This window comes from Pseudomonas sp. B21-041 (assembly GCF_024748675.1).
In the GTDB taxonomy this organism is placed as follows: Bacteria; Pseudomonadota; Gammaproteobacteria; order Pseudomonadales; family Pseudomonadaceae; genus Aquipseudomonas; species Aquipseudomonas neuropathica.
Genome location: NZ_CP087175.1, coordinates 1,825,112 through 1,847,295, shown reverse-complemented (window position 1 = coordinate 1,847,295; position 22,184 = coordinate 1,825,112). Strand labels below are relative to the sequence as shown.

The window sequence follows — 22,184 nt, the reverse complement described above, 5'->3', positions numbered from 1 at the left end:
CAAATCAACTGTAGGAGTGAGCCTGCTCGCGATAGCGGTGTACCAGCCACCATTTGCAGTGCTGACACACCGCTATCGCGAGCAGGCTCACTCCTACAAAGGGTTTTGTGTTGAATGTCAGTTTTTCAGGGCTTTCCAGATTTTGCCGACAACGGAAACCACCGCCAACACCACAGCACCAGCGATGATCCCCGCCACACCATTGAGCAACATCGGCACCGCAAACCCGGCACTCCCCGCCGCTGCGCCAACGCCTTCAATCCAGTGATGCACTACCGGCACACCGTGGGTGAGGATGCCGCCACCGACCAGGAACATCGCCGCCGTACCCACCACCGACAAGGTTTTCATCATGTATGGCGCGGCGCTGAGAATGGCGCTGCCGACTTTTTTCGCAAACTGCCCAGGCTTTTGCGTCAGCCACAGGCCGAGGTCGTCGAGTTTGACGATGCCCGCCACCAGGCCATAAACGCCCACCGTCATCACAATCGCAATGCCGGACATGACAATCACTTGCTGAGTCAGCGAGGCAGTTGCCACGGTGCCCAGAGTGATCGCGATAATCTCTGCCGAGAGAATGAAGTCGGTGCGAATCGCGCCTTTGATCTTGTCCTTCTCGTACGCCACCAGATCGGTCGCCGGATCCGCTACCGCCTCAGTCAGTTGCGCATGTTCGGCTTCATCTTCAGCCGCGCTGTGCAAAAACTTGTGCGCGAGCTTCTCGAAGCCCTCGAAACACAAGTACGCACCACCGACCATCAACAATGGCGTGACCAACCACGGCACGAACGCACTGATCGCCAGCGCCGATGGCACCAGAATCAGTTTGTTGACGAACGAGCCCTTGGCCACGGCCCAGACTACGGGGATTTCCCGTTCGGCACGCACGCCGGAGACCTGCTGGGCGTTGAGCGCCAGATCATCGCCGAGTACGCCGGCGGTCTTCTTGGCGGCCATTTTGCTCATCAACGCCACGTCGTCCAGCACGGTGGCAATATCGTCGACCAGCACCAGCAAACTGCTTCCTGCCATGAATCCTGTTTCCTTTTATGTATGAATGTTGCGAAGCATAACGCGACCTTAGACCACGCGGGGCATTCTTGAGCGCTGCGCGAGGCCGGTGCTACCATGCGCAACCGCCAGAACAGGCAAGGAACCACCGGGTTTATGAGCACAATCCGCGAGCGCAACAAAGAACTGATCCTGCGTGCCGCCAGTGAGGAGTTTGCCGACAAGGGCTTCGCTGCGACCAAAACCAGCGACATCGCCGCCAAGGCGGGATTGCCCAAGCCCAATGTCTACTACTACTTCAAGTCCAAGGAAAACCTCTACCGCGAGGTATTGGAAAGCATCATCGTGCCGATTTTGCAGGCCTCGACTCCGTTCAATCCGGATGGTGTGCCAAGCGAAGTGCTGAGCGGTTACATCCGCTCGAAGATCCGCATCTCCCGCGACCTGCCCTTCGCCTCGAAAGTATTCGCCAGCGAAATCATGCACGGCGCGCCACACCTGAGCGCCGACCTGGTCGAGCAACTCAACGGCCAGGCCAAGCACAACATCGATTGCATCCAGAGCTGGATCGACCGCGGGCAAATTGCCCCGATCGACCCTAATCACCTGATGTTCAGCATCTGGGCCGCGACCCAGACCTACGCCGACTTCGACTGGCAGATTTCTGCGGTGACCGGCAAGGACAAGCTGGACGAGGCAGATTATGAAGCGGCGGCGCAGACGATAATCCGGTTGGTGTTGAAGGGGTGTGAGCCGGATCACTAAGACCGCGGTGACCGCTTCGCGAGCAGGCTCGCTCCCACATTTGGAATGCGTTCCCCTGTAGGAGTGAGCCTGCTCGCGATCGAGGCGACTCGGTTTCAGCTCAAACCCAAATGGCATCCCACAGCGGATAGTCGCCAAGCTTCTCCACCAGCCCGGCCCGCAAGGGGTTGGCCACGACATAACGCGCCATCCTCACCAAGTCTTCTTCCCGTCTCAGCGCGCGGTCATGAAACCCTCTCTGCCAGAGAACGCTGTTTCCACCGGAAGCGTGCCTGACAGCCTTGGTGCTCAGCGATTTGGTTTTTTGCATCACCTCACTCAATGAACCTCGTCGCAATTCAATCAGCCAATGGAAATGATCTGGCATGACTACCCAGGCTAATGAGCTCACCAGCCCCGAATCTTGCGCGTGTCGGAATTGATCAGCGACCAATTTTCCCAAGGCAAAATTCGTGAAAATCGGCTTTCGTTGATAAGTGGTGCTGGTTAACAGATAGATTCGACTGACTTCGGTATAGCGCCCGACTCGCAATTTATGTGCAGCAGGTAGATCCGGCATTCCTTTGCCCTCTGTGATCAGGTCATGAAAAGGCTAGTACCGGGAAAGACAAATGGAGCGGTCAACTGTTGACAGGATGTGTCTGGTAGATAGCAATCGCGAGCAGGCTCACTCCTACAGGGGATCAGGGGTGTTCAAACATTTTGTGTCTGAACACAAATCCCCGTAGGAGCGAGCCTGCTCGCGATAGCGGTTATTCAATCAACGCAGATTCAGGCAGCCACCCCCGCATCCGCCCGCAACTCCAACGCCTCCACCGCCCTGATCGCCACCTGCTCATCAATATCCGACAAATCCCCGCTGATGCCGATCGCGCCCAGCACATTCCCCGCCTGATCCCGAATCAACACACCACCCGGTGCCGGCACGACGCTGCCTTGGCCCATGCTGTTGAGTGCGGCAATAAACGCCGGGCGTTGTTGTGCATCCAGTGCCAGCAGGCGTGAGCCTTTACCCAGGGCAATCGCCCCCCAGGCTTTGCCGATGGCGATGTTCGGACGTAGCAGGCTGGCGCCGTCTTCGCGTTGCAGGGTGATCAGGTGGCCGCCGGTATCGAGTACCGCGATGGTCAGCGGCGCGGCGTTGATGCCGCGCCCTGCAGTGATGGCTTGGTTGACCAGGTTGACTGCGACTTTCAAGGTTAAAGCGCTCATGGTGCCGTCCTCATTTTGTTATAGGGAAAGTCGTGGGCCTGCGGTTTTCTGCCGCAGCCCGATGCAACAAATAGAACACAATGAGTTATTTTTTTGTATACAATAATTCTCGAAAAGCGCCACACGCGACGAAAAGCCACAGTCAGACAGGCTTCCGACGAATGAAACAGGCGCTTGAGAAAATGGATTGACCTGCGCCGTCCGCCGTGAATACACTCTGCGCAAAGCCACTTGTATACAATTACAAAACGTAAAGAGGCACAAAACCATGAGCAAAATGAGAGCAATCGAAGCCGCCGTTCTGGTGATGCGCCGTGAAGGGGTTGATACCGCTTTTGGCATCCCGGGCGCTGCCATCAACCCGCTGTACTCCGCCTTGCAGAAGGTCGGTGGCATCGATCACGTCCTTGCTCGCCACGTGGAAGGCGCCTCGCACATGGCCGAGGGCTACACCCGCACCAAGGCCGGCAACATCGGCGTGTGCATCGGTACTTCCGGCCCTGCCGGTACCGACATGGTCACCGGGCTCTACAGCGCCTCGGCCGACTCGATTCCAATCCTCTGCATTACCGGCCAGGCACCCCGCGCCCGTATGCACAAGGAAGACTTCCAGGCTGTCGACATCACCAGCATCGTCAAGCCAGTCACCAAGTGGGCGACCACTGTTCTGGAACCGGGCCAAGTGCCTTACGCGTTCCAGAAAGCGTTCTTTGAAATGCGCTCCGGCCGTCCTGGCCCGGTGCTGATCGACCTGCCGTTCGACGTGCAGATGGCCGAAATCGAATTCGACATCGACGCTTACCAGCCGCTGCCATTGGCCAAACCGACCGCGACCCGCGTTCAGGTCGAGAAGGCTTTGGCTTTGCTGGATCAGGCTGAGCGTCCATTGCTGGTGGCCGGCGGCGGCATCATCAACGCCGACGCCAGCGATCTGCTGGTTGAGTTCGCTGAACTGACCGGCATCCCGGTGATCCCGACCCTGATGGGCTGGGGCACCATCCCGGACGATCACCCGTTGATGGTCGGTATGGTCGGTCTGCAGACGTCGCACCGTTACGGCAACGCGACCATGCTGAAATCCGACGTGGTGTTGGGGATCGGTAACCGTTGGGCCAACCGTCACACCGGTTCGGTTGACGTTTACACCGAAGGTCGCAAGTTCATCCATGTCGACATCGAAGGCACGCAGATCGGCCGCGTGTTCACGCCGGATCTGGGCATCGTTTCCGACGCCGCTGCTGCACTGACCGTGTTCATCGAAGTGGCCCGTGAATGGCAAGCCGCCGGCAAGCTGAAAAACCGCAGTGCCTGGCTGCAAGACTGCCAGCAGCGCAAAGCCAGCCTGCATCGCAAGACCCACTTCGACAACGTGCCGGTGAAACCACAGCGCGTTTACGAAGAAATGAACCAGGTGTTCGGCAAGGACACCTGCTACGTCAGCACCATTGGTCTGTCGCAGATTGCCGGCGCGCAGTTCCTGCACGTCTACAAGCCGCGTCACTGGATCAACTGCGGCCAGGCCGGTCCGTTGGGCTGGACCATTCCGGCAGCGCTGGGCGTGGTGAAGGCCGATCCGAGCCGGAAAGTCGTGGCCCTGTCGGGGGACTATGACTTCCAGTTCATGATCGAAGAACTGGCGGTCGGCGCTCAGTTCAAACTGCCGTACATCCACGTCGTGGTGAACAACTCGTACCTGGGTCTGATCCGTCAGGCGCAGCGCGGGTTCGAAATGGACTACTGCGTGCAGCTGTCCTTCGATAACCTGAACGCGCCGGAACTCAACGGTTACGGTGTTGACCACGTCGCAGTGGCTGAAGGCCTCGGCTGTAAAGCGCTGCGTGTATTCGAGCCCTCGGAAATCGCCCCTGCCCTGCGCAAGGCCGAACAGATGATCGAAGAGTTCAAAGTGCCAGTGATCGTCGAGATCATTCTGGAGCGTGTAACCAACATCTCCATGGGCACCGAGATCAACGCCGTCAACGAATTCGAAGACCTGGCGCTGGTCGGCAACGATGCGCCAACGGCGATTTCGCTGCTCGATTAACTGCTGACCGCTGATCGTTCCCACGCTCTGCGTGGGAACGCAGCCCGGGACGCTCTGCGTCCCAAAGCGGACGCAGAGCGTCCATTGAGGCATTCCCACGCAGAGCGTGGGAACGAGAATCTAGAACGGGAGACCACCATGCCGCGTTTCGCAGCCAACCTGTCCATGCTGTTCACCGAACAGGATTTCCTTGCCCGTTTCGACGCCGCCGCCAAGGCTGGTTTCAGCGGTGTCGAGTACCTGTTCCCGTACGACTTCAGCTCCGCTGAAATCAAGGCCAGGCTCGACGCCAACGGCCTGACCCAAGTGCTGTTCAACCTGCCGGCCGGTGACTGGGCCAAGGGCGAGCGCGGTATCGCGTGCCTGCCGGATCGGGTCGAAGAGTTCCGCGCCGGGGTCGATCTGGCGATTGCCTACGCGCAAGTGCTGGGCAACACCCAGGTCAACTGCCTGGCCGGTATTCGTCCGCAAGGCGTTGACGATGCCACGGTGGAAAAGACCTTCGTCGCCAACCTGAAATACGCCGCCGACAAGCTGCAGGCAGCGGGCATCAAACTGGTGATGGAAGCGATCAACACCCGCGACATTCCGGGTTTCTACCTGAACAACACGGCGCAAGCCCTGTCGATTCGCGAGCAGGTCGGCAGCGCCAATCTGTTCCTGCAATACGACATCTATCACATGCAAATCATGGAAGGCGATCTGGCCCGCACCCTGCAATCGCACCTGGGCGAGATCAACCATGTGCAGCTCGCGGACAACCCGGGGCGCAACGAACCAGGCACTGGTGAAATCAACTATCGGTTCCTGTTCGAACACCTCGATCGCATCGGTTATCAGGGTTGGGTGGGTTGCGAGTACAAGCCGCTGACTACCACCGAAGCAGGCCTCGGCTGGCTGAAAACCCACAACGCAATCTGACGCAGATCCCCTGTAGGAGTGAGCCTGCTCGCGATGAATTCACCTCGGTACACCTGATGTACCTCAGCGCCTGAATCGCGAGCAGGCTCACTCCTACATAAAAGCAGCTCCCTTTTTGCTTGAAGCAGCAATAAAAACAAGAGGATTTTCTCATGGCTAAAATCGGATTTATCGGCACCGGCATCATGGGCCACCCAATGGCTTCGAACCTGCAGAAAGCCGGTCACAGCCTGTTCCTGTCCGCGCACCACGACGCCGCCCCGGCCGACCTGGTCGCCGCTGGCGCCGTCGCCCTGGCCAACCCGCGCGAAGTGGCGCAGGAAGCTGAATTCATCATCGTCATGGTCCCGGATACCCCGCAGGTCGACGACGTACTGTTCCGCGCCGACGGCGTTGCCGCAGGCCTGAGCAAAGGCAAAATCGTCATCGACATGAGCTCGATCTCGCCAACCGCGACCAAGGCGTTCGCCGCCAAGATCAACGAGAAAGGCGCGCAGTACCTCGACGCACCGGTGTCCGGTGGTGAAGTCGGCGCCAAAGCTGCGACCCTGAGCATCATGATCGGTGGCGACGCCGATGCCTTCGAACGCGCGCTGCCGCTGTTCCAGGCCATGGGCAAAAACATCACCCTGGTCGGTGGCAATGGCGACGGTCAGACCGCCAAAGTCGCCAACCAGATCATCGTCGCGCTGAACATTCAGGCCGTTGCTGAAGCCCTGCTGTTCGCTTCGAAAAACGGTGCCGATCCAGCCAAGGTGCGTGAAGCACTGATGGGTGGTTTCGCCTCCTCGAAGATCCTTGAAGTGCACGGCGAGCGCATGATCAAAGGCACTTTCGATCCAGGCTTCCGCATCAGCCTGCACCAGAAGGATCTGAACCTGGCCCTGCAAGGCGCCAAAGAGCTGAACATCAACCTGCCGAACACCGCCAACGCCCAGCAAGTGTTCAGCACCTGCGCGGCCATCGGTGGCAGCAACTGGGACCACTCGGCGCTGATCAAGGGTCTGGAACACATGGCCAACTTCTCGATTCGCGACAAAAAATAATCTGCGCCTATGGCTCGCTCCCTGTGGGAGCGGGCTTGCCCGCGATGGCATCGACTCGGTCAGCCTGAATGACCGCGGTGCCTGAATCGCTGGCAAGCCAGCTCCCACAAGGACCGGGTCGCTGCACCGTTGTCGCTCCACTCCAATAACAAGAATTCCGGGAGCCCGCCATGTCGGTCGATCCGCAACAACTGCTGCGCGAGCTGTTTGCCACAGCCATCGACGCGGCTCATCCGAACCAAGTCCTCGAAGCCCATTTGCCTGCTGATCGCAGCGGTCGGGTGATCGTCATCGGCGCCGGTAAAGCCGCCGCGGCGATGGCGCAAGTGGTCGAGCGCTGCTGGGAAGGTGAAGTCACAGGCCTGGTGGTGACCCGTTACGGTCACGGCGCCCCGTGCGAAAAAATCGAAGTGGTCGAAGCCGCCCACCCGGTACCGGACGCTGCCGGTCTGGCCGTGGCCAAACGCGTGCTGGAACTGGTCAGCAACCTGACCGAGGACGACCGCGTAATCTTCCTGCTCTCCGGTGGCGGCTCTGCCCTGCTGGCGTTGCCGGCCGAAGGCATCACCCTCGCCGACAAGCAATCGATCAACAAAGCCCTGCTCAAATCCGGCGCGACCATCGGCGAGATGAACTGCGTGCGCAAGCACCTCTCGGCGATCAAGGGCGGCCGCCTCGGCAAGGCCTGCTGGCCTGCCACTGTGTACACCTACGCGATTTCCGATGTACCGGGCGACCTCGCCACGGTCATCGCTTCCGGCCCGACCGTGGCCGATCCAAGCACCTCCGCCGAAGCGCTGGCGATCATCAAACGCTACGGCATCGAGATTCCGGTTTCGGTACGCACCTGGCTGCAAAGCCCTGAGTCGGAAACCGTCAAACCCGGTGATCCAAGCCTCGCGCGCAGCCACTTCCAGTTGATCGCTCGCCCTCAGCAATCGCTGGACGCTGCGGCGGTGAAATGCCGTCAGGCCGGTTTCAGCACGCTGATCCTCGGCGACCTCGAAGGCGAATCGCGCGAAGTGGCAAAGGTCCACGCCGGTATCGCCCGCCAGATCATCCATCACGGCCAGCCATTGGCGGCACCGTGCGTGATTCTCTCCGGCGGCGAAACCACCGTGACCGTGCGCGGCAATGGCCGTGGCGGACGCAACGCCGAGTTCCTCCTTAGCCTCACCGACAGCCTCAAAGGCCAGCCCGGGGTTTACGCCTTGGCCGGTGACACCGACGGCATCGACGGCTCGGAAGATAACGCCGGCGCAATCATGACCCCGGACAGCTACGCCCGTGCCGCCGCCCTCGGTTTGAGCGCCAGCGACGAGCTGGATAACAACAACGGCTACGGCTATTTCGCGGCGCTTGATGCGCTGATCGTCACCGAGCCGACCCGCACCAACGTCAACGACTTCCGCGCCATCCTGATCCTTGAGAGCTGCAAATCATGACGCCTGATAAAAAGGTCAAAATCCTCGCCACCCTCGGGCCTGCTGTCGATGGCATCGAAGACATCCGTGAACTGGTCGAAGCCGGGGTCAACATCTTCCGCCTGAACTTCAGCCACGGTGATCACGCCGACCACGCCAAGCGCTATCAGTGGATCCGCGAAGTCGAGCGCCAGCTCAACTACCCGCTGGGCATTCTGATGGACTTGCAGGGACCGAAACTGCGCGTCGGCAAGTTCGCCGACGGCAAGGTGCAGTTGCATCGTGGTCAGGCGTTCCGTCTTGATCTGGACGCAACACCGGGCGATGAACGCCGAGTGAATCTGCCGCATCCGGAGATCATTGCCGCGCTGGAAGCCGGCATGGATCTACTGCTCGACGACGGCAAACTGCGTCTGCGTGTGGTCACCAAATACGCTGACGCGATCGACACCACCGTGCTCAACGGCGGCGAGTTGTCGGATCGCAAAGGCGTCAACGTGCCGCAAGCAGTGATCGACCTCAGCCCACTGACTGCCAAGGATCGTCGTGACTTGAGCTTCGGTCTGGAACTGGGTGTGGACTGGGTCGCGCTGTCGTTTGTGCAACGCCCGCAAGACATCATCGAAGCCCGCGCATTGATCGGCGACAAAGCCTTTTTGATGGCGAAAATCGAGAAGCCTTCGGCCGTTGAGCAACTGCGCGAAATCGCTGAACTGAGCGACGCGATCATGGTTGCCCGTGGCGATCTCGGCGTTGAAGTGCCGGCCGAAAGCGTGCCGCAGATTCAGAAGAACATCATCACCACCTGCCGCGAACTCGGCAAACCGGTGGTGGTGGCGACGCAGATGCTTGAGTCGATGCGCTTCTCCCCTGCCCCGACCCGCGCCGAAGTGACTGACGTTGCCAACGCCGTGGCCGAAGGCGCCGATGCGGTGATGCTGTCGGCGGAAACCGCGTCCGGTGAATACCCGCTCGAAGCGGTGCAGATGATGAGCAAGATCATTCGCCAGGTGGAAAACGGCCCGGATTATCAGACCCAACTCGACGTCAGCCGGCCGAAAGCTGAAGCGACCGTTTCCGATGCGATCAGCTGCGCGATTCGTCGTATCAGCAACGTGCTGCCGGTGGCGGTGCTGGTCAACTACAGCGAGTCCGGTGCGTCGAGTTTGCGTGCAGCGCGGGAACGGCCGAAAGCGCCGATCCTCAACCTGACGCCGAACCTGCAGACCGCACGGCGTTTGAGCGTGGCGTGGGGCATTCATTCGGTGGTCAACGATCGCCTGCGTCAGGTCGATGAGGTTTGCTCCACCGCGCTGGAAATCGCCCAGGCGCAGGGTATGGCCGAGCGCGGCGACACACTGCTGATCACTGCGGGGGTGCCGTTCGGGCAGCCTGGGTCGACTAACTCGCTGCGGATCGAAACATTGATTTAAGCCCCCCACCATGATCGTTCCCACGCTCTGCGTGGGAATGCGGCCCGGGACGCTCTGCGTCCCAAGAGCAGACGCAGAGCGTCCTATGAGGCATTCCCACGCAGAGCGTGGGAACGATCAGTATCGAATGACATGCCATGCCTGCCAATCACTTCAACACCCACTGCCCCGACTGGGCCGAGGCTTTGCTCAACGGTTTCAGTCAAATATTCCTCCAGCGCCATCCGCTGTGCGGCCTGCTGTGCCTGTTGGCGATCCTGCTGACCGCGCCGGTGCTGTTCGCCGGTGCGCTGCTCGGTGCCGTCGCCGGTTTGCTCACCGCACAACGGCGCAACTACGCCAAGGCTGATCGCCAGGCCGGACTGTTCAGCTACAACGGCGTGCTGCTCGGCCTGCTGCTGAGCCTGTATTTCCCCTGGTCGCCAATGCTGCCACCGCTGATTCTTGCCGCTGGCGGCTTGAGCGCAATGGTCACGCAGCAATGGCTCAAACACGTCTACAGCAGCCGCTCCATACCGGCCTACACCTCACCGTTCGTGGCCATGAGCTGGATCCTGCTACTGTTCGCCGAGCCGTCGGCGCCGATGGCGCACATCGAGATGAACACGCTGAACCTGCTCGCCGCTGAACTGCGCGGCTTGGGTCAGGTGATGTTCCTCGGTCATCCACTGGCCGGCGCATTGATCGCCGTCGGTTTGCTGATCGCTGATCGCCGTGCATTCTGCTGGGCGCTGCTGGCGTCGGCGATCGGCCTCGGCTCCAGTCTGCTACACCACGAAACCAGCGCTGCACTTTTAGGCCTCGGCAGCTATAACGCCGTGCTCGCCGCCCTCGCCTTCTCCGCGCAACGCCAACAACCGTGGCTGCCGCTGGTCGGCATCGTGTTAGCGCTGCTGGTTACACCGCTGTTTGCCGCCGTCGGCCTCGCCACGTTGACCGCGCCGTTCATCCTCGCCGGCTGGCTGATCCGCGCCGGGATTCAGATGCTCGGCAAAGCCAGCGTCGGGCGTGCGCCTTGCGCTCATGGGGAGAATCAACCTAGGCTGCGCTGATCTTCGATTCAGGCGTTATCCATGGACAGCAGCAACAGTTGGCGCGAACGGCTTTACGTGATGATTTTCCAGAGCGACACCCGCGCCGGGCGTCGCTTCGACGGCATCCTGCTGTTGATCATCCTCGCCAGTCTGGTGATCGTGATGCTCGACAGTATCGACAGCATTCACCAGAACTATGCCGACGTGCTGGCCTACATCGAGTGGGGCTTCACGATCATCTTTCTCGGCGAGTACATCCTGCGTCTGTACTGCTCGCCCAAGCCGTTGCGCTACGCCTTCAGCTTTTATGGGCTGGTGGATTTGCTGGCGATCGTGCCGGGCATCCTCGCCCTGTATTACAGCGATGCGCAGTACCTGCTGATTATCCGGATCATCCGCATGCTGCGGATTTTCCGCGTGCTCAAGCTCAGCCCGTACCTCAAGCAAGCCAATTATCTGATGTCGGCGCTGCGCGGCAGCAAGCAGAAGATCGTGGTGTTTCTGGTCAGCGTCTGCACCCTGGTGACGGTGTTCGGCACCTTGATGTATGTGATCGAAGGCCCCGAGCATGGCTTCACCAGCATTCCCAAAGGCATCTATTGGGCGATCGTCACGCTGACCACCGTGGGCTTCGGTGACATCGTGCCGAAGACCCCGCTGGGCCAGGTGATTTCGTCGCTGGTGATGATCACCGGTTACTCGATCATCGCCGTGCCGACCGGGATTTTCACCGCCGAACTGGCCAACGCCATGCGCGGCGAACAGCTGCAACACGATTGCCCTGTGTGCAAGAAAAACAGCCATGAACATGGCGCCGCGTTTTGCTCGCGATGCGGCAATGCGCTGTTTAAGAAACTGGAATAAGCAAAGAGCTTTTTAATCTTTAAACGACTATGCGCGCGCCGTTATAGTCAGTGGCAATTGAACATCACCCCCGAACCTGTAGGAGCTGCCGCAGGCTGCGATCTTTTGATCTTGATGTTGTAAAAACAAAATCAAAAGATCGTCCGAACGCGGCCCGAGCCTTCGGCAGCTCCTACATAAATAGACAACAAGGAATGCGCAGTGAAAAAACTCTTTGGCGCCTCACTTCTCGCCGCCGGCCTGGCCTTGGCCAACATCGCTCAGGCAGCCCCGACGCTGCTCAACGTTTCCTACGACGTGATGCGCGATTTCTACAAGGACTACAACACTGCGTTCCAGAAACACTGGCAGGCCGAGCACAACGAAAACATCACCGTGCAGATGTCCTTCGGCGGCTCGAGCAAGCAAGCGCGTTCGGTGATCGATGGCCTGCCGGCTGACGTCATCACCATGAACATGGCCACCGACATCAACGCCCTCGCCGACAACGGTAAACTGGTCCCGGAGAATTGGGTCACGCGTCTGCCGAACAACAGCGCACCGTTCACCTCGGCCACCGTATTCATCGTGCGCAAAGGCAACCCGAAAGCCCTGAAAGACTGGCCGGATCTGCTCAAGGATGGCGTGCAAGTGATCGTGCCAAACCCGAAAACCTCGGGCAATGGCCGCTACACCTACCTGTCGGCCTGGGGTTATGTGCTGAAGAACGGTGGCGACGAAAACAAGGCCAAAGACTTCGTCGGCAAACTGTTCAAGCAAGCGCCGGTGCTGGATACCGGTGGCCGCGCCGCCACCACGACCTTCATGACCAACCAGATCGGCGACGTGCTGGTGACCTTCGAAAACGAAGCGGAGATGATTGCCCGCGAGTTTGGTCGTGATCAGTTCGAAGTGGTTTACCCGAGCGTTTCGGCTGAGGCTGAGCCGCCGGTATCGGTGGTCGACAAAGTGGTCGACAAGAAAGGCTCGCGTGCAGCGGCGGATGAGTACCTGAAGTACCTGTGGTCGCCGCAAGGTCAGGAGATTGCGGCGGCAAACTACCTGCGTCCGCGTGATCCGGCGGTGCTGGCGAAGTACACCGATCGTTTCCCGAAAGTTGATTTCCTTTCGGTGGAGAAAACGTTTGGTGACTGGCGTACGGTGCAGAAGACTCACTTCAATGATGGTGGGGTTTTCGATCAGATTTATAGCGGGCAGTAAGGCTTGAGCTGACATAAAAAGGCGACCCACAGTGGTCGCCTTTTTTGTGGCCGCCTTACCCTCACCCCAGCCCTCTCCCGGAGGGAGAGGGAGCCAACCGAGGTGTCTGGCGAATTACATCGACCTGAAAGACCTTATCGATTATGGATTCACCACAGCACGTTCAGGTCGGTGTACCTCTCAAGCATCCCCCAATCAGTCCCCTCTCCTTTTGGGAGAGGGTTAGGGTGAGGGGCTTTTACATCGGCGGCGTCACCCCATCCTTACCCGCAGAAATCGACTGCGCCGTCAGCGTGCCATCCGCACTCTGCGTGACGAACGTAACAATCTTCACCCCAACCTTCAGCAAACTCCGATCCCCGGGCACCAGATTGACGATCGGCACATCCTCCGGCACTAGAATCTTCTGCTGCCCGCCCTTGTAGTTCACCGTCAGCACCCGCCCGTTGCTCACCACCAGGTCGCCGACGCTGCCATTGGTCATGCTGCTGCCCTTGGCCAGATCGAACGGCCGATGGCCGTCGCCGCTGCCCGCCAGTTCCGGCGGAAACACATGCACCTCCAGTGCCTTGAGCGTTCCATCCTCCTGAGGCATCGCCGCCGAACCAATGTAACTGCCGGGTTTGATGTCCTCGATATTGGCCAGGGTGACCGCGCGAACTTTGGTGTCACCAGTCAACTGGATCACCACGTTCTCACCGCTGTTGACGTGGACTTTGAGGCTGTCGGCGCTGACCCCGGTGATCTCGCCGCGCACGCCGAGGCGCATCCCCGGTGCGTCGGCGGCCTGTGCGCTCATCGCGCCGAGCAGGCTGATCAGGGCAATCGTTGCGGTGTGGCGAAGCGTCTGTCGAAACATTGCAATCCTCCGGTCATGAATGTTGAACAAGCCAATGCAAACATAAGCACGCTATCGAACAGGATGTAAGTGAATGTATCATCGACCCGCAACGGTCGGACGCAAGGTCCGCCGATGGATGACACGCCGCTAGCACCCCGTCATTGCGCAACGGAATAACTGATATCAACCGAAGGCGTCTTCTGCCCACCCGGTTTGCCCCATAGCCTTAGCGCATTCTTTCGCTGGATCGAGAAACCTTATGACCACCACCACTCACGCAATGACCCGAGGCATGGTGCTGCTGTTCGCCTTTTGCTGCGGCGCCATCGTTGCCAACATCTACTACGCACAGCCGATCATCGGCCTCATCGCGCCCGATATCGGCCTGAGCGACACCATGGCCAGCTTCATCGTCTCGCTGACGCAGATTGGCTATGCGCTGGGCCTGTTCTTTCTGGTGCCGCTGGGTGATCTGCTGGAGAACCGCCGGTTGATGATCATCACCACCGTGGTGGCGATTGCCAGCCTGTTGGCGGCGGCGTTTACCGATCAGCCGAATGTGTTTCTGCTGATCTCGTTGCTGGTCGGTTTTAGCTCAGTGTCGGTACAGATCCTGATTCCACTGGCGGCGCATCTGGCACCGGAAGAATCCCGTGGCCGGGTCGTCGGCGGGATCATGGGTGGTTTGCTGCTGGGTATTCTGTTGGCGCGACCGGTGTCGAGCGTGGTTGCCGACCACTTGGGCTGGCGGGCGATGTTCATGATTGCCGCAGCGCTGATGGCAGCGATCAGCGTAGTGCTGGCGCTGACCGTGCCCAAGCGCCAACCGGATCATAGCGCCACCTACGGCCAACTGATCGGTTCGCTGTGGACGTTGCTGCGCCAGCAACCGTTACTGCGCCAACGGGCGTTTTACCAGGGCTGCATGTTCGCCACGTTCAGCCTGTTCTGGACTGCCGTGCCGCTGGAACTGGCGCGTAACCATGGTCTGTCGCAAAGCGAGATCGCGATCTTCGCCCTGGTCGGCGCCATCGGTGCCATCGCCGCGCCAATCAGCGGACGTCTGGCTGACGCTGGCCACACCCGCATCGCCTCGCTGCTGGCCATAGTCTTCGCCAGCCTGAGCTTCCTGCCCGCCTTCATCCACCCGGCCTACAGCGTGATCGGTCTGGCCGTGACCGGCGTGGTGCTCGACTTCTGCGTGCAGATGAACATGGTCCTCGGCCAGCGCGCGGTCTATTCGCTGGACGCGAAAAGCCGTGGCCGTCTGAACGCGCTGTACATGACCAGCATCTTCATCGGTGGCGCCTTCGGCTCGTCGGTGGCCAGCGCGGTATTCGAGCATGGCGGCTGGTTGTGGATCGTGACTGTGGGAAGTGCGTTCCCGCTGTTGGCGTTGTTGCGGTTTTTGAGTGTTTCGCAGCGTGGTTCATTAGCGACGGCATAAGGCGCCAAAAGCTTCGCGAGCAGGCTCGCTCCCACAGGTTATTGATTGAACCTGGAGGAGCGATGAAGCTTAATAGCGAACCAGTTTCTCCATCGCCGCGTCTGCCAGAAAGGAGGAGCGGCTTTTGACGTTGTGTTCGCGCACATAACGATCGATGCGCTGAATCACATAACCGGGCAGCGTTACGTTGACCTTCTCGGTCTTGCCGAGATAGGGCGAAATGTCCAGCTCGAGCATGCCCCATCCCATGTCGGCAAAGTCCGGATTACTGCGATGAGCGGATGCCGAAGTCGGCATAGGAATCGACTCCCCGTCCGCCGCAATCTCCTGCAGCATGATGTGGGCGACTTCAACTGCCGCCTTGTAGGCATCTTCAAAGCTATCCCCTGCTGTAACGGCGCCGGGAATATCGGGGATCTGAATACCGATGGCAGTGTTCTCGTCTCCCCACTCGATACAGATTGGATATTGCATTATGGATCTCCTTCGAAACTGGCTGGCGGGTTGTACAACCCGGCACGTCTCCTGATGCTTTTGACTGTCCCCAACGGCAAATCCTTTTTCGGATGAGGAACGGGAATCGTGTAAGGGTTGTAACGGTGCCTGAAAATGTGATGACTGCCGGTAATCCGGTCCAGCGTCCAACCCGCCTCCTCCAGCTCCTTGATCAATAACCTGCTTTGCACCAATCGCCTCCTTGCCCCGGCCCATTAAAAGTAACCCTAGAGTTATCTTTACTCAAGCACGAAAATCCACAGAGCGACGTCCGGTTGTTTTACAGAGTGTGATTGAAACGCTAGATCCTGAGCTTTACGCAGCACTTCCTTGAGCAATTTCTGTGCGAACCCAGCAGGCACACAGCAAAACGGCGATCCAAAGATCGCCGTTTTCGTTTACTGCCCAAACTGCTTGCCCAACCCCGGTGGCACGCCGTGGATGTTGGTGTCTTCCCACGGGCCATTGGGGCTGACCGAGCGGCTCCAGCCGTTGTTCCAGCGGTAGTAGGTGCGCTGGCGGTAGAAGGTGTTGGTCTGGTCGTCGAGGACGTAGACGCCGAGTTTCTGGTCCCAGTGGCTGTGGCCGCCCGGTGGTGGGGCGAAGCTGGCTGAGGTGCGCGGGACGGGTTTTGCCGGTTTCGCCGGGATGCTTTTGCCCGGGGTTGGCGAGGTCGACGGCGTCGGGCTCGGTTGTGACGGCGGAATCGGCGGCAGGTTGGTCGTCGGTTCCGGTCGTTGCACCGCACATGCACTCAAGCCCAGGGCCAGTGTGAGGACTGTGATTCGGGCGATGGTGTGCATGGCGGTGCTTTCCTGTTGTGTCCGGTTATTTGTCCGGGCTGTCGATGGTCAGTTTTTGTAGCGCAGTGGTGCTGCTGGCCAGAGGGCCGCTGCGACCGACCCACTCGCCGGCAGTCGGTTGGCCGGCGCGGGAGATGCGCGCAACCAGTTGGACTTCAGGGAAGTTCGACAGTTTCAACTGCGGCATCATTGCGTCGGCATCGCCCAGTTCGACGGTCACCGGTAGATCGGCCACGGTTAGACGCTTGGCGGCCAGCGGTGCCGGCGGGCCAGAGGTGGCGCGGGCGAAGATAAACACGCTGTCGCCCGGTTGCACTTTGCTTCTGAGTTCGCTGGCCAGATTGACGCTGACTTTCAACAGCGCGGCTTTCGCGGCTACGGGCGCCTGAGCAACCTTGCCACCGCTGGCTTCCAGACGCTCGGCGGCGCGTTTGATCCCGCCTTGCAGCGCGGCGCGGGAGTTGTCGTCCGGCGGCAATTGCGCCAGCAAGCGGTTCCAGTAATCGATGGCTTCCTGATAACGCTCGCCTTCGAACGCAGCGATGCCGAGCAGACCAAGGCTGGTGACCTCTTTCGGATCGGCCTTCAGCGCCTCGTCAGTCAGGGCCTGAATCTTCGCCGACCACTTTTTGCCATCAGCAAAATACTGCGCCTGCGCCCACTGGCCGAGCAGTTCCGGTTGACGACCGGCCAGATTCGCGGCGCGTTCAAACATCTTCGCTGCGTCCGCCGGACGCTCCTGAGCCATGTAAGTACGACCGAGGAAATACAGGCCTTCCGCAGAGTCCGGTTGCGCCGCGACAGCACGTTCCAGACGCTGGGTCATCTCTTCCATGGACTGCGGTGCCTGGGCGAATTCGCGGGTCAGTTCGACTTTGTCGGCAGCGCCGAAATGCAGATAGAGACCCAGGCCCAACACCGGAACCAGCACAGCCGCCAACAACGGCAAGGGTTTACCCAGCTTGGACACACGCGGTGCGGCAACGCCTTCGGTATCCGCCAGCAACTCACGCGCCGCCTCGGCACGGCCGCTGTCCATTTGTGCCGCGTCGAGTACACCTTCAGCCTGTTGCGATTGCAACTCGGCGACACGCTCCTGATACAGCGCGACGTTCAGGGCAGTGCGATCCTCTTCACGCTGGGCGCGACGCTCACGCAAAACCGGGATCAGCAGAAAACTCAGGGCGACCAGAAGCAACAGCCCTGCGGCAAGCCAGAAATCAATCATTCTTGGTTTTTATCCAACAGTTGGTCGAGGCGCTGACGCTCTTCGCTGGACAGCGCTTGCGGGGTTTCGGCGCGCTGGCCGCGACGACGACGGACAATCACCGCGATCACCACCAAACCACCGAGCAACAGCCCGGCCGGGCCGAACCACAGCAGTGCGGTCTTGGCGTTGAGCGCCGGTTTGTAGCGGACGAAATCACCGTAGCGATCAACCATGAAGTCGATGATCTGCTGGTTGTCCTTGCCCTCGCCGAGCATGCGGAAAATCTCTTTACGCAGGTCCGCGGCAATCGGCGCGTTGGAGTCGGCGATGTCCTGGTTCTGGCACTTGGGGCAGCGCAGTTCCTTGGTCAGTTCACGGAAACGCTCGCGATCACCTTCTTTGGCGAACTCATACGTATCGATCGCGGCATGGGCGACGCCGGCCAGACTCAAGCCCAAAACCACGGCAGCCAGAAAGCGCTTCATGGCTTGGCCTCGTCGACCAGCGCCTGATACTTGGCGGCGAGTTTTTCGCGCCAGACCTGCTCGTCGATCACGCCAACGTACTTGTCACGAATGATGCCCTTGGCGTCGATGAAGAAGGTTTCCGGTGCACCGTACACACCCAGATTGAGGCCCAGCGAGCCCTCTTCGTCGCGGATATCCAGCGCATACGGATTGTGGAACTCGGCCAGCCACTTCAAGGCATCGGCGTTGGTGTCTTTGTAGTTGATGCCGTAGATCACCACGCCACGCTCGGCGAGTTTGTTCAGCACCGGATGCTCGACCCGGCAGGAAATGCACCAGGTGCCCCAGACATTGACCAGCGCCGGTTTGCCGAGAATGTCAGCCTTGGTCAGGGTCTTGTCGCCCTGCACTGCCGGCAACGAAAACTCCGGGAACGGCTTGTTGATCATCGCCGACGGCAGTTCCGCCGGATCGAGGTACAGACCGCGATAAAGAAATACCGCCACCAGCAGGAAAATCGCCAGTGGCACCAGCATCAACCAACGTCTCATGCAGCCGCTCCCGTCATGCCCAGTGCTTCACGCACCTTGGCTTTCACCTTGACCCGATAACGTCGATCCAGCGCCGCCAGCAAACCACCCAAACCTGTGAGCAAACCGCCGAACCAGATCCAGCGCACAAACGGTTTGACGTGCACGCGCACCGCCCATGCGCCATTGTCCAGCGGCTCGCCGAGGGCAACGTAGAGGTCGCGAGTGAAACCAGCGTCGATCCCGGCTTCGGTCATCATCGAACTCTGCACGGTATACAGGCGTTTTTCCGGGTGCAGCACGCTGATTTCCTTGCCGTCGCGGATCACCCGAATGGTGCCCTTGTCGGAGGTGAAGTTCGGCCCTTCGAAGTGCTTGGCGCCTTCGAAGATGAAGTGATAACCGGCCAGGTCCATCGACTCGCCCGGCGCCAGACGCAGATCGCGCTCGGCACTGTTCTGGCTCGACAACACCACGCCCAACGCACACACGGCGATGCCCAGGTGCGCGATCTGCATGCCCCAATAGCTGCGAGTCAGCGTCGGCAGACCTTTGATCAAACCTTTGTGGCGAGTCTTGTCGACGATGTCGCGCACGCCCGCGAGCAACACCCACGCGGCCAGCAGGAAGGTCGCGATCACTGCCCAGTTGAAATCGCCGTAAGCGACACCAGCCACCACGGCCAGCGCGACGCTGCCGAGCAATACCGGGGTCAGCATGCCGGCCAGCCATTTCACCGGCGTGTCTTTCCAGCGCACGATCACGCCGATCGCCATCACCACCATCAGCAATCCCATCAACGGGATGAACAGCGCGTTGAAGTACGGCGGGCCAACCGACATCTTGGCGCCGCTCAGGGCATCGAGAATCAGCGGGTACAGCGTGCCGAGCAGGATCATCGATGCAGCAACGACCAGTACCAGGTTGTTACCCAGCAGCAGGGTTTCCCGCGACCACAGGTTGAAACCGACCTGACTCTTGACTACTGGTGCGCGCAGGGCGAACAGCGTCAGCGAGCCGCCGACCACAAACAACAGGAAGATCAGGATGAACACGCCGCGCTCCGGGTCAGAGGCAAACGCATGCACCGAGGTCAGCACGCCGGAACGCACGAGGAAGGTGCCGAGCAGGCTCAGCGAGAACGCGGCAATCGCCAGCAACACCGTCCAGCTCTTGAACACGCCACGTTTTTCCGTGACCGCCAGCGAGTGAATCAGCGCGGTGCCGACCAGCCAAGGCATGAACGAGGCGTTCTCCACCGGGTCCCAGAACCACCAACCGCCCCAGCCGAGTTCGTAATAGGCCCACCACGAACCGAGGGTAATGCCGATGCCGAGGAAGGCCCAGGCGACGATGGTCCATGGACGCGACCAGCGTGCCCACGCCGCATCAAGGCGACCGCCCATCAATGCCGCGATGGCAAAAGCGAACGCCACCGAAAAGCCGACATAACCCATGTACAACATCGGCGGATGCACGATCAGGCCGATGTCTTGCAACAACGGATTCAAGTCGGCGCCATTGCTGGGCATTTGCGGCAGGATGCGTTTGAACGGGTTGGACGTCAGGATCAGAAACAGCAGGAAACCGGTGCTGATCATGCCCATCACCGCCAGTACACGAGCGAGCATGACTTGCGGCAACTGCCGCGAGAACACCGACACGGCAAAGGTCCAGCCACCGAGAATCAGTGCCCACAGCAGCAACGAACCTTCGTGGGCGCCCCACACCGCGCTGAATTTGTAATACCACGGCAACGCGGTATTGGAGTTGTTCGCCACATACGCGACGGAGAAGTCATCGGTCATGAACGCGTAGGTCAGAATGCCGAACGCGAACAGCAGAAAAGCAAACTGGCCCCACGCCGCCGGCTGGGCCAGGCTCATCCAGAAACGGTCGCCACGCCAAGCACCGACCAATGGCACCACGGCCTGCACCAGGGCAAAACACAGGGCCAGAATCATCGCCAGATGGCCGAGCTCAGGAATAAAAATCGTCGACGTCATCGATCAACCCTCCTTCGCAGGCGTTGGTGCCGATTGACCACTGTCTTTCAAGGCTTTGGTCACTTCCGGTGGCATGTACTTCTCGTCGTGCTTGGCCAGCACTTCATCGGCCACCACCACGCCATCGGCGTTGAGCTTGCCGAGGGCGACAATGCCCTGCCCTTCACGGAACAAGTCCGGGAGGATGCCGCGATAGGTGATAGTCACGGATTTGTTGAAGTCGGTGACGACGAATTTGACGTCGAGCGAATCCGGCGAGCGTTGCAGCGAACCCTTCTCGACCATGCCGCCAGCACGGATGCGCGTGTCTTGCGGTGCTTCGCCGTTGGCAATCTGGGTCGGGGTGTAGAACAGATTGATGTTCTGCTGCAGGGCGCTGAGCGCCAGGCCGACGGCAGCGCCGACCCCGACCAGAATGGCCAGAATGATGATCAGACGTTTCTTGCGCAGCGGATTCACTTGCCGTTCTCCCGGCGCAGACGACGCGCCTCTTGTTGCAGATAACGCTTGCGGGCCGCGATCGGCGCCACCACGTTGAGGATCAGCACCGCCAGACAGATGCCGTAGGCCGACCAGACATACAGGCCATGATGGCCCATGGCGAGGAAGTCGCCGAATGAAGCAAAACTCATCGAGCGGCCTCCAGACTGTGCTGCACTTCTTCTTTCACCCAACTGGCGCGGGCCTCACGCTTAAGCACTTCAAGACGCATGCGCAGCAACAGCACGGCGCCGAAGAAGCAGTAGAAACCCAGCACCGTCAGCAGCAGTGGCAGCCACATTTCGGCAGGCATTGCCGGTTTTTCAGTCAGGGTGAAGGTCGCGCCCTGGTGCAGGGTGTTCCACCACTCCACCGAGTATTTGATGATCGGGATGTTGATCACGCCGACGATGGCCAATACCGCACAGGCCTTGGCGGCACTGTCACGGTTGCTGATGGCATTGCCCAGCGCGATCACGCCGAAATACAGGAACAGCAGAATCAGCATCGAGGTCAGGCGCGCGTCCCAGACCCACCACGAGCCCCACGTCGGTTTGCCCCAGATCGCCCCGGTGACCAGCGCGACGGCGGTCATCCACGCGCCGATCGGAGCGGCGCATTGCAGGGCGACGTCGGCCAGTTTCATCTTCCACACCAGCCCGACCACGCCGCACACCGCCAGCATCACGTAGATCGACTGAGCGAGCATCGCAGCAGGTACGTGAATGTAGATGATGCGAAAGCTGTTGCCTTGCTGATAATCCGGCGGCGCGAAGGCCAGGCCCCAAACGACGCCGACGCCAATCAACAGCAACGCTGCGATGCTCAGCCATGGCAAGAATTTGCTGCTGATGCCGTAGAACCACTTGGGCGAGCCGAGCTTGTGAAACCAGGTCCAGTTCATACTGTTTCCATCACGGGTGCCGCTCATCGGTGTGAGCAGTCTCAGGG

The 22,184-nt window shown here is 60.0% G+C and carries 24 protein-coding genes; 10 read left to right on the top strand and 14 right to left on the bottom strand.

Features of this window, described 5'->3' with window-relative positions:
• Positions 1–117: 117 nt before the first annotated feature.
• The gene (locus tag LOY43_RS08225; RefSeq protein WP_095050214.1) at positions 118–1,032 is read right to left on the bottom strand and encodes a DUF808 domain-containing protein; all 915 of its coding nucleotides are present in this window, start codon (positions 1,030–1,032) and stop codon (positions 118–120) included.
• A gap of 135 nt (positions 1,033–1,167) precedes the next feature.
• Between LOY43_RS08225 and LOY43_RS08220 the strand changes: the two genes are divergently transcribed.
• Complete coding sequence (locus tag LOY43_RS08220; RefSeq protein WP_258709447.1) at positions 1,168–1,776, top strand: TetR/AcrR family transcriptional regulator; 609 nt, start codon at positions 1,168–1,170, stop codon at positions 1,774–1,776.
• A gap of 100 nt (positions 1,777–1,876) precedes the next feature.
• Here LOY43_RS08220 and LOY43_RS08215 read toward each other — a convergent pair whose 3' ends face one another.
• Both LOY43_RS08215 and LOY43_RS08210 read right to left on the bottom strand, forming a co-directional pair.
• Positions 1,877–2,335 carry an REP-associated tyrosine transposase gene (locus LOY43_RS08215; RefSeq protein ID WP_095126519.1) on the bottom strand — a complete coding sequence of 153 codons (459 nt, stop codon included), beginning with the start codon at positions 2,333–2,335 and terminating at the stop codon, positions 1,877–1,879.
• A gap of 212 nt (positions 2,336–2,547) precedes the next feature.
• Positions 2,548–2,988 (bottom strand): heme-binding protein, encoded by a 441-nt coding sequence (locus LOY43_RS08210; protein WP_095050212.1) that lies wholly within the window; start codon positions 2,986–2,988, stop codon positions 2,548–2,550.
• Between the two features lie 268 nt (positions 2,989–3,256).
• Between LOY43_RS08210 and gcl the strand changes: the two genes are divergently transcribed.
• From gcl to LOY43_RS08170, 8 genes are all read left to right on the top strand, one after another.
• Positions 3,257–5,032, top strand: a complete 1,776-nt coding sequence (gcl, locus tag LOY43_RS08205; protein WP_007919935.1) for a glyoxylate carboligase — start codon at positions 3,257–3,259, stop codon at positions 5,030–5,032.
• A 138-nt stretch (positions 5,033–5,170) separates the two neighbouring features.
• Complete coding sequence (gene hyi, locus LOY43_RS08200) at positions 5,171–5,953, top strand: hydroxypyruvate isomerase (RefSeq protein ID WP_095050211.1); 783 nt, start codon at positions 5,171–5,173, stop codon at positions 5,951–5,953.
• Between the two features lie 152 nt (positions 5,954–6,105).
• Entirely contained in the window at positions 6,106–6,999 is an 894-nt protein-coding gene (locus tag LOY43_RS08195; protein ID WP_129391024.1) for a 2-hydroxy-3-oxopropionate reductase, read from the top strand.
• 170 nt (positions 7,000–7,169) lie between these two features.
• Positions 7,170–8,444 (top strand): glycerate kinase, encoded by a 1,275-nt coding sequence (locus LOY43_RS08190; RefSeq protein WP_095126518.1) that lies wholly within the window; start codon positions 7,170–7,172, stop codon positions 8,442–8,444.
• Positions 8,441–9,856, top strand: a complete 1,416-nt coding sequence (gene pyk, locus LOY43_RS08185; protein WP_258709446.1) for a pyruvate kinase — start codon at positions 8,441–8,443, stop codon at positions 9,854–9,856. Before LOY43_RS08190 ends, pyk begins: the two co-directional genes overlap by 4 nt.
• A gap of 137 nt (positions 9,857–9,993) precedes the next feature.
• Positions 9,994–10,908, top strand: coding sequence for an urea transporter (locus LOY43_RS08180; protein WP_095050208.1), 915 nt, complete (start codon positions 9,994–9,996; stop codon positions 10,906–10,908).
• Positions 10,909–10,929: 21 nt separating this feature from the next.
• Complete coding sequence (locus LOY43_RS08175) at positions 10,930–11,754, top strand: ion transporter (RefSeq protein WP_007919942.1); 825 nt, start codon at positions 10,930–10,932, stop codon at positions 11,752–11,754.
• A gap of 201 nt (positions 11,755–11,955) precedes the next feature.
• Positions 11,956–12,954, top strand: coding sequence for a sulfate ABC transporter substrate-binding protein (locus LOY43_RS08170; protein WP_095126517.1), 999 nt, complete (start codon positions 11,956–11,958; stop codon positions 12,952–12,954).
• Between the two features lie 238 nt (positions 12,955–13,192).
• Here the strand turns inward: LOY43_RS08170 and LOY43_RS08165 are convergent, their stop codons facing one another.
• Entirely contained in the window at positions 13,193–13,813 is a 621-nt protein-coding gene (locus LOY43_RS08165; RefSeq protein ID WP_258709445.1) for a DUF5666 domain-containing protein, read from the bottom strand.
• 241 nt (positions 13,814–14,054) lie between these two features.
• Here LOY43_RS08165 and LOY43_RS08160 point away from each other — a divergent pair, with 241 nt between their 5' ends.
• Positions 14,055–15,242 carry an MFS transporter gene (locus tag LOY43_RS08160; RefSeq protein WP_258709444.1) on the top strand — a complete coding sequence of 396 codons (1,188 nt, stop codon included), beginning with the start codon at positions 14,055–14,057 and terminating at the stop codon, positions 15,240–15,242.
• 69 nt (positions 15,243–15,311) lie between these two features.
• On the opposite strand, the gene LOY43_RS08155 is transcribed toward LOY43_RS08160, so the two are convergent.
• The 10 genes from LOY43_RS08155 to LOY43_RS08110 all read right to left on the bottom strand — a co-directional run bounded on the left by LOY43_RS08155 (position 15,312) and on the right by LOY43_RS08110 (position 22,137).
• Positions 15,312–15,716 carry a type II toxin-antitoxin system HicB family antitoxin gene (locus tag LOY43_RS08155; RefSeq protein ID WP_064390887.1) on the bottom strand — a complete coding sequence of 135 codons (405 nt, stop codon included), beginning with the start codon at positions 15,714–15,716 and terminating at the stop codon, positions 15,312–15,314.
• Positions 15,716–15,928, bottom strand: coding sequence for a type II toxin-antitoxin system HicA family toxin (locus tag LOY43_RS08150; protein WP_095050205.1), 213 nt, complete (start codon positions 15,926–15,928; stop codon positions 15,716–15,718). The genes LOY43_RS08155 and LOY43_RS08150 overlap by 1 nt, the downstream gene beginning before the upstream one ends.
• A 207-nt stretch (positions 15,929–16,135) precedes the next feature.
• Entirely contained in the window at positions 16,136–16,540 is a 405-nt protein-coding gene (locus LOY43_RS08145; RefSeq protein WP_258709443.1) for a hypothetical protein, read from the bottom strand.
• A 25-nt stretch (positions 16,541–16,565) separates the two neighbouring features.
• On the bottom strand, positions 16,566–17,768 hold the full coding sequence (ccmI, locus tag LOY43_RS08140; protein ID WP_095050204.1) for a c-type cytochrome biogenesis protein CcmI: 1,203 nt from the start codon (positions 17,766–17,768) through the stop codon (positions 16,566–16,568).
• On the bottom strand, positions 17,765–18,235 hold the full coding sequence (locus LOY43_RS08135; RefSeq protein WP_095050203.1) for a cytochrome c-type biogenesis protein: 471 nt from the start codon (positions 18,233–18,235) through the stop codon (positions 17,765–17,767). The genes ccmI and LOY43_RS08135 overlap by 4 nt, the downstream gene beginning before the upstream one ends.
• On the bottom strand, positions 18,232–18,768 hold the full coding sequence (locus LOY43_RS08130) for a DsbE family thiol:disulfide interchange protein (RefSeq protein WP_093439831.1): 537 nt from the start codon (positions 18,766–18,768) through the stop codon (positions 18,232–18,234). Before LOY43_RS08130 ends, LOY43_RS08135 begins: the two co-directional genes overlap by 4 nt.
• The gene (locus LOY43_RS08125; RefSeq protein WP_220558332.1) at positions 18,765–20,753 is read right to left on the bottom strand and encodes a heme lyase CcmF/NrfE family subunit; all 1,989 of its coding nucleotides are present in this window, start codon (positions 20,751–20,753) and stop codon (positions 18,765–18,767) included. Before LOY43_RS08125 ends, LOY43_RS08130 begins: the two co-directional genes overlap by 4 nt.
• Positions 20,754–20,756: 3 nt before the next feature.
• Complete coding sequence (gene ccmE / locus LOY43_RS08120) at positions 20,757–21,212, bottom strand: cytochrome c maturation protein CcmE (protein WP_085699419.1); 456 nt, start codon at positions 21,210–21,212, stop codon at positions 20,757–20,759.
• Positions 21,209–21,385 carry a heme exporter protein CcmD gene (ccmD, locus tag LOY43_RS08115; protein WP_003222944.1) on the bottom strand — a complete coding sequence of 59 codons (177 nt, stop codon included), beginning with the start codon at positions 21,383–21,385 and terminating at the stop codon, positions 21,209–21,211. The genes ccmE and ccmD overlap by 4 nt, the downstream gene beginning before the upstream one ends.
• A complete protein-coding gene (locus LOY43_RS08110; protein ID WP_016987487.1) occupies positions 21,382–22,137 on the bottom strand; it encodes a heme ABC transporter permease in 756 nt (251 codons plus the stop codon). Before LOY43_RS08110 ends, ccmD begins: the two co-directional genes overlap by 4 nt.
• Positions 22,138–22,184 lie beyond the last annotated feature (47 nt).

Excerpts from the sequence above, each read along its gene's own strand:
- LOY43_RS08220 (WP_258709447.1), top strand. The coding sequence starts at position 1,168 with ATGAGCACAATCCGCGAGCGCAACAAAGAACTGATCCTGCGTGCCGCC.
- LOY43_RS08135 (WP_095050203.1), bottom strand. The coding sequence starts at position 18,235 with ATGAAGCGCTTTCTGGCTGCCGTGGTTTTGGGCTTGAGTCTGGCCGGC.
- LOY43_RS08130 (WP_093439831.1), bottom strand. The coding sequence starts at position 18,768 with ATGAGACGTTGGTTGATGCTGGTGCCACTGGCGATTTTCCTGCTGGTG.
- LOY43_RS08225 (WP_095050214.1), bottom strand. The coding sequence starts at position 1,032 with ATGGCAGGAAGCAGTTTGCTGGTGCTGGTCGACGATATTGCCACCGTG.
- LOY43_RS08175 (WP_007919942.1), top strand. The coding sequence starts at position 10,930 with ATGGACAGCAGCAACAGTTGGCGCGAACGGCTTTACGTGATGATTTTC.
- ccmD (WP_003222944.1), bottom strand. The coding sequence starts at position 21,385 with ATGAGTTTTGCTTCATTCGGCGACTTCCTCGCCATGGGCCATCATGGC.
- LOY43_RS08145 (WP_258709443.1), bottom strand. The coding sequence starts at position 16,540 with ATGCACACCATCGCCCGAATCACAGTCCTCACACTGGCCCTGGGCTTG.
- LOY43_RS08190 (WP_095126518.1), top strand. The coding sequence starts at position 7,170 with ATGTCGGTCGATCCGCAACAACTGCTGCGCGAGCTGTTTGCCACAGCC.
- LOY43_RS08160 (WP_258709444.1), top strand. The coding sequence starts at position 14,055 with ATGACCACCACCACTCACGCAATGACCCGAGGCATGGTGCTGCTGTTC.
- gcl (WP_007919935.1), top strand. The coding sequence starts at position 3,257 with ATGAGCAAAATGAGAGCAATCGAAGCCGCCGTTCTGGTGATGCGCCGT.
- LOY43_RS08210 (WP_095050212.1), bottom strand. The coding sequence starts at position 2,988 with ATGAGCGCTTTAACCTTGAAAGTCGCAGTCAACCTGGTCAACCAAGCC.
- LOY43_RS08125 (WP_220558332.1), bottom strand. The coding sequence starts at position 20,753 with ATGACGTCGACGATTTTTATTCCTGAGCTCGGCCATCTGGCGATGATT.
- LOY43_RS08110 (WP_016987487.1), bottom strand. The coding sequence starts at position 22,137 with ATGAACTGGACCTGGTTTCACAAGCTCGGCTCGCCCAAGTGGTTCTAC.
- LOY43_RS08180 (WP_095050208.1), top strand. The coding sequence starts at position 9,994 with ATGCCTGCCAATCACTTCAACACCCACTGCCCCGACTGGGCCGAGGCT.
- ccmI (WP_095050204.1), bottom strand. The coding sequence starts at position 17,768 with ATGATTGATTTCTGGCTTGCCGCAGGGCTGTTGCTTCTGGTCGCCCTG.
- LOY43_RS08215 (WP_095126519.1), bottom strand. The coding sequence starts at position 2,335 with ATGCCGGATCTACCTGCTGCACATAAATTGCGAGTCGGGCGCTATACC.
- LOY43_RS08195 (WP_129391024.1), top strand. The coding sequence starts at position 6,106 with ATGGCTAAAATCGGATTTATCGGCACCGGCATCATGGGCCACCCAATG.
- LOY43_RS08165 (WP_258709445.1), bottom strand. The coding sequence starts at position 13,813 with ATGTTTCGACAGACGCTTCGCCACACCGCAACGATTGCCCTGATCAGC.
- hyi (WP_095050211.1), top strand. The coding sequence starts at position 5,171 with ATGCCGCGTTTCGCAGCCAACCTGTCCATGCTGTTCACCGAACAGGAT.
- pyk (WP_258709446.1), top strand. The coding sequence starts at position 8,441 with ATGACGCCTGATAAAAAGGTCAAAATCCTCGCCACCCTCGGGCCTGCT.
- LOY43_RS08155 (WP_064390887.1), bottom strand. The coding sequence starts at position 15,716 with ATGCAATATCCAATCTGTATCGAGTGGGGAGACGAGAACACTGCCATC.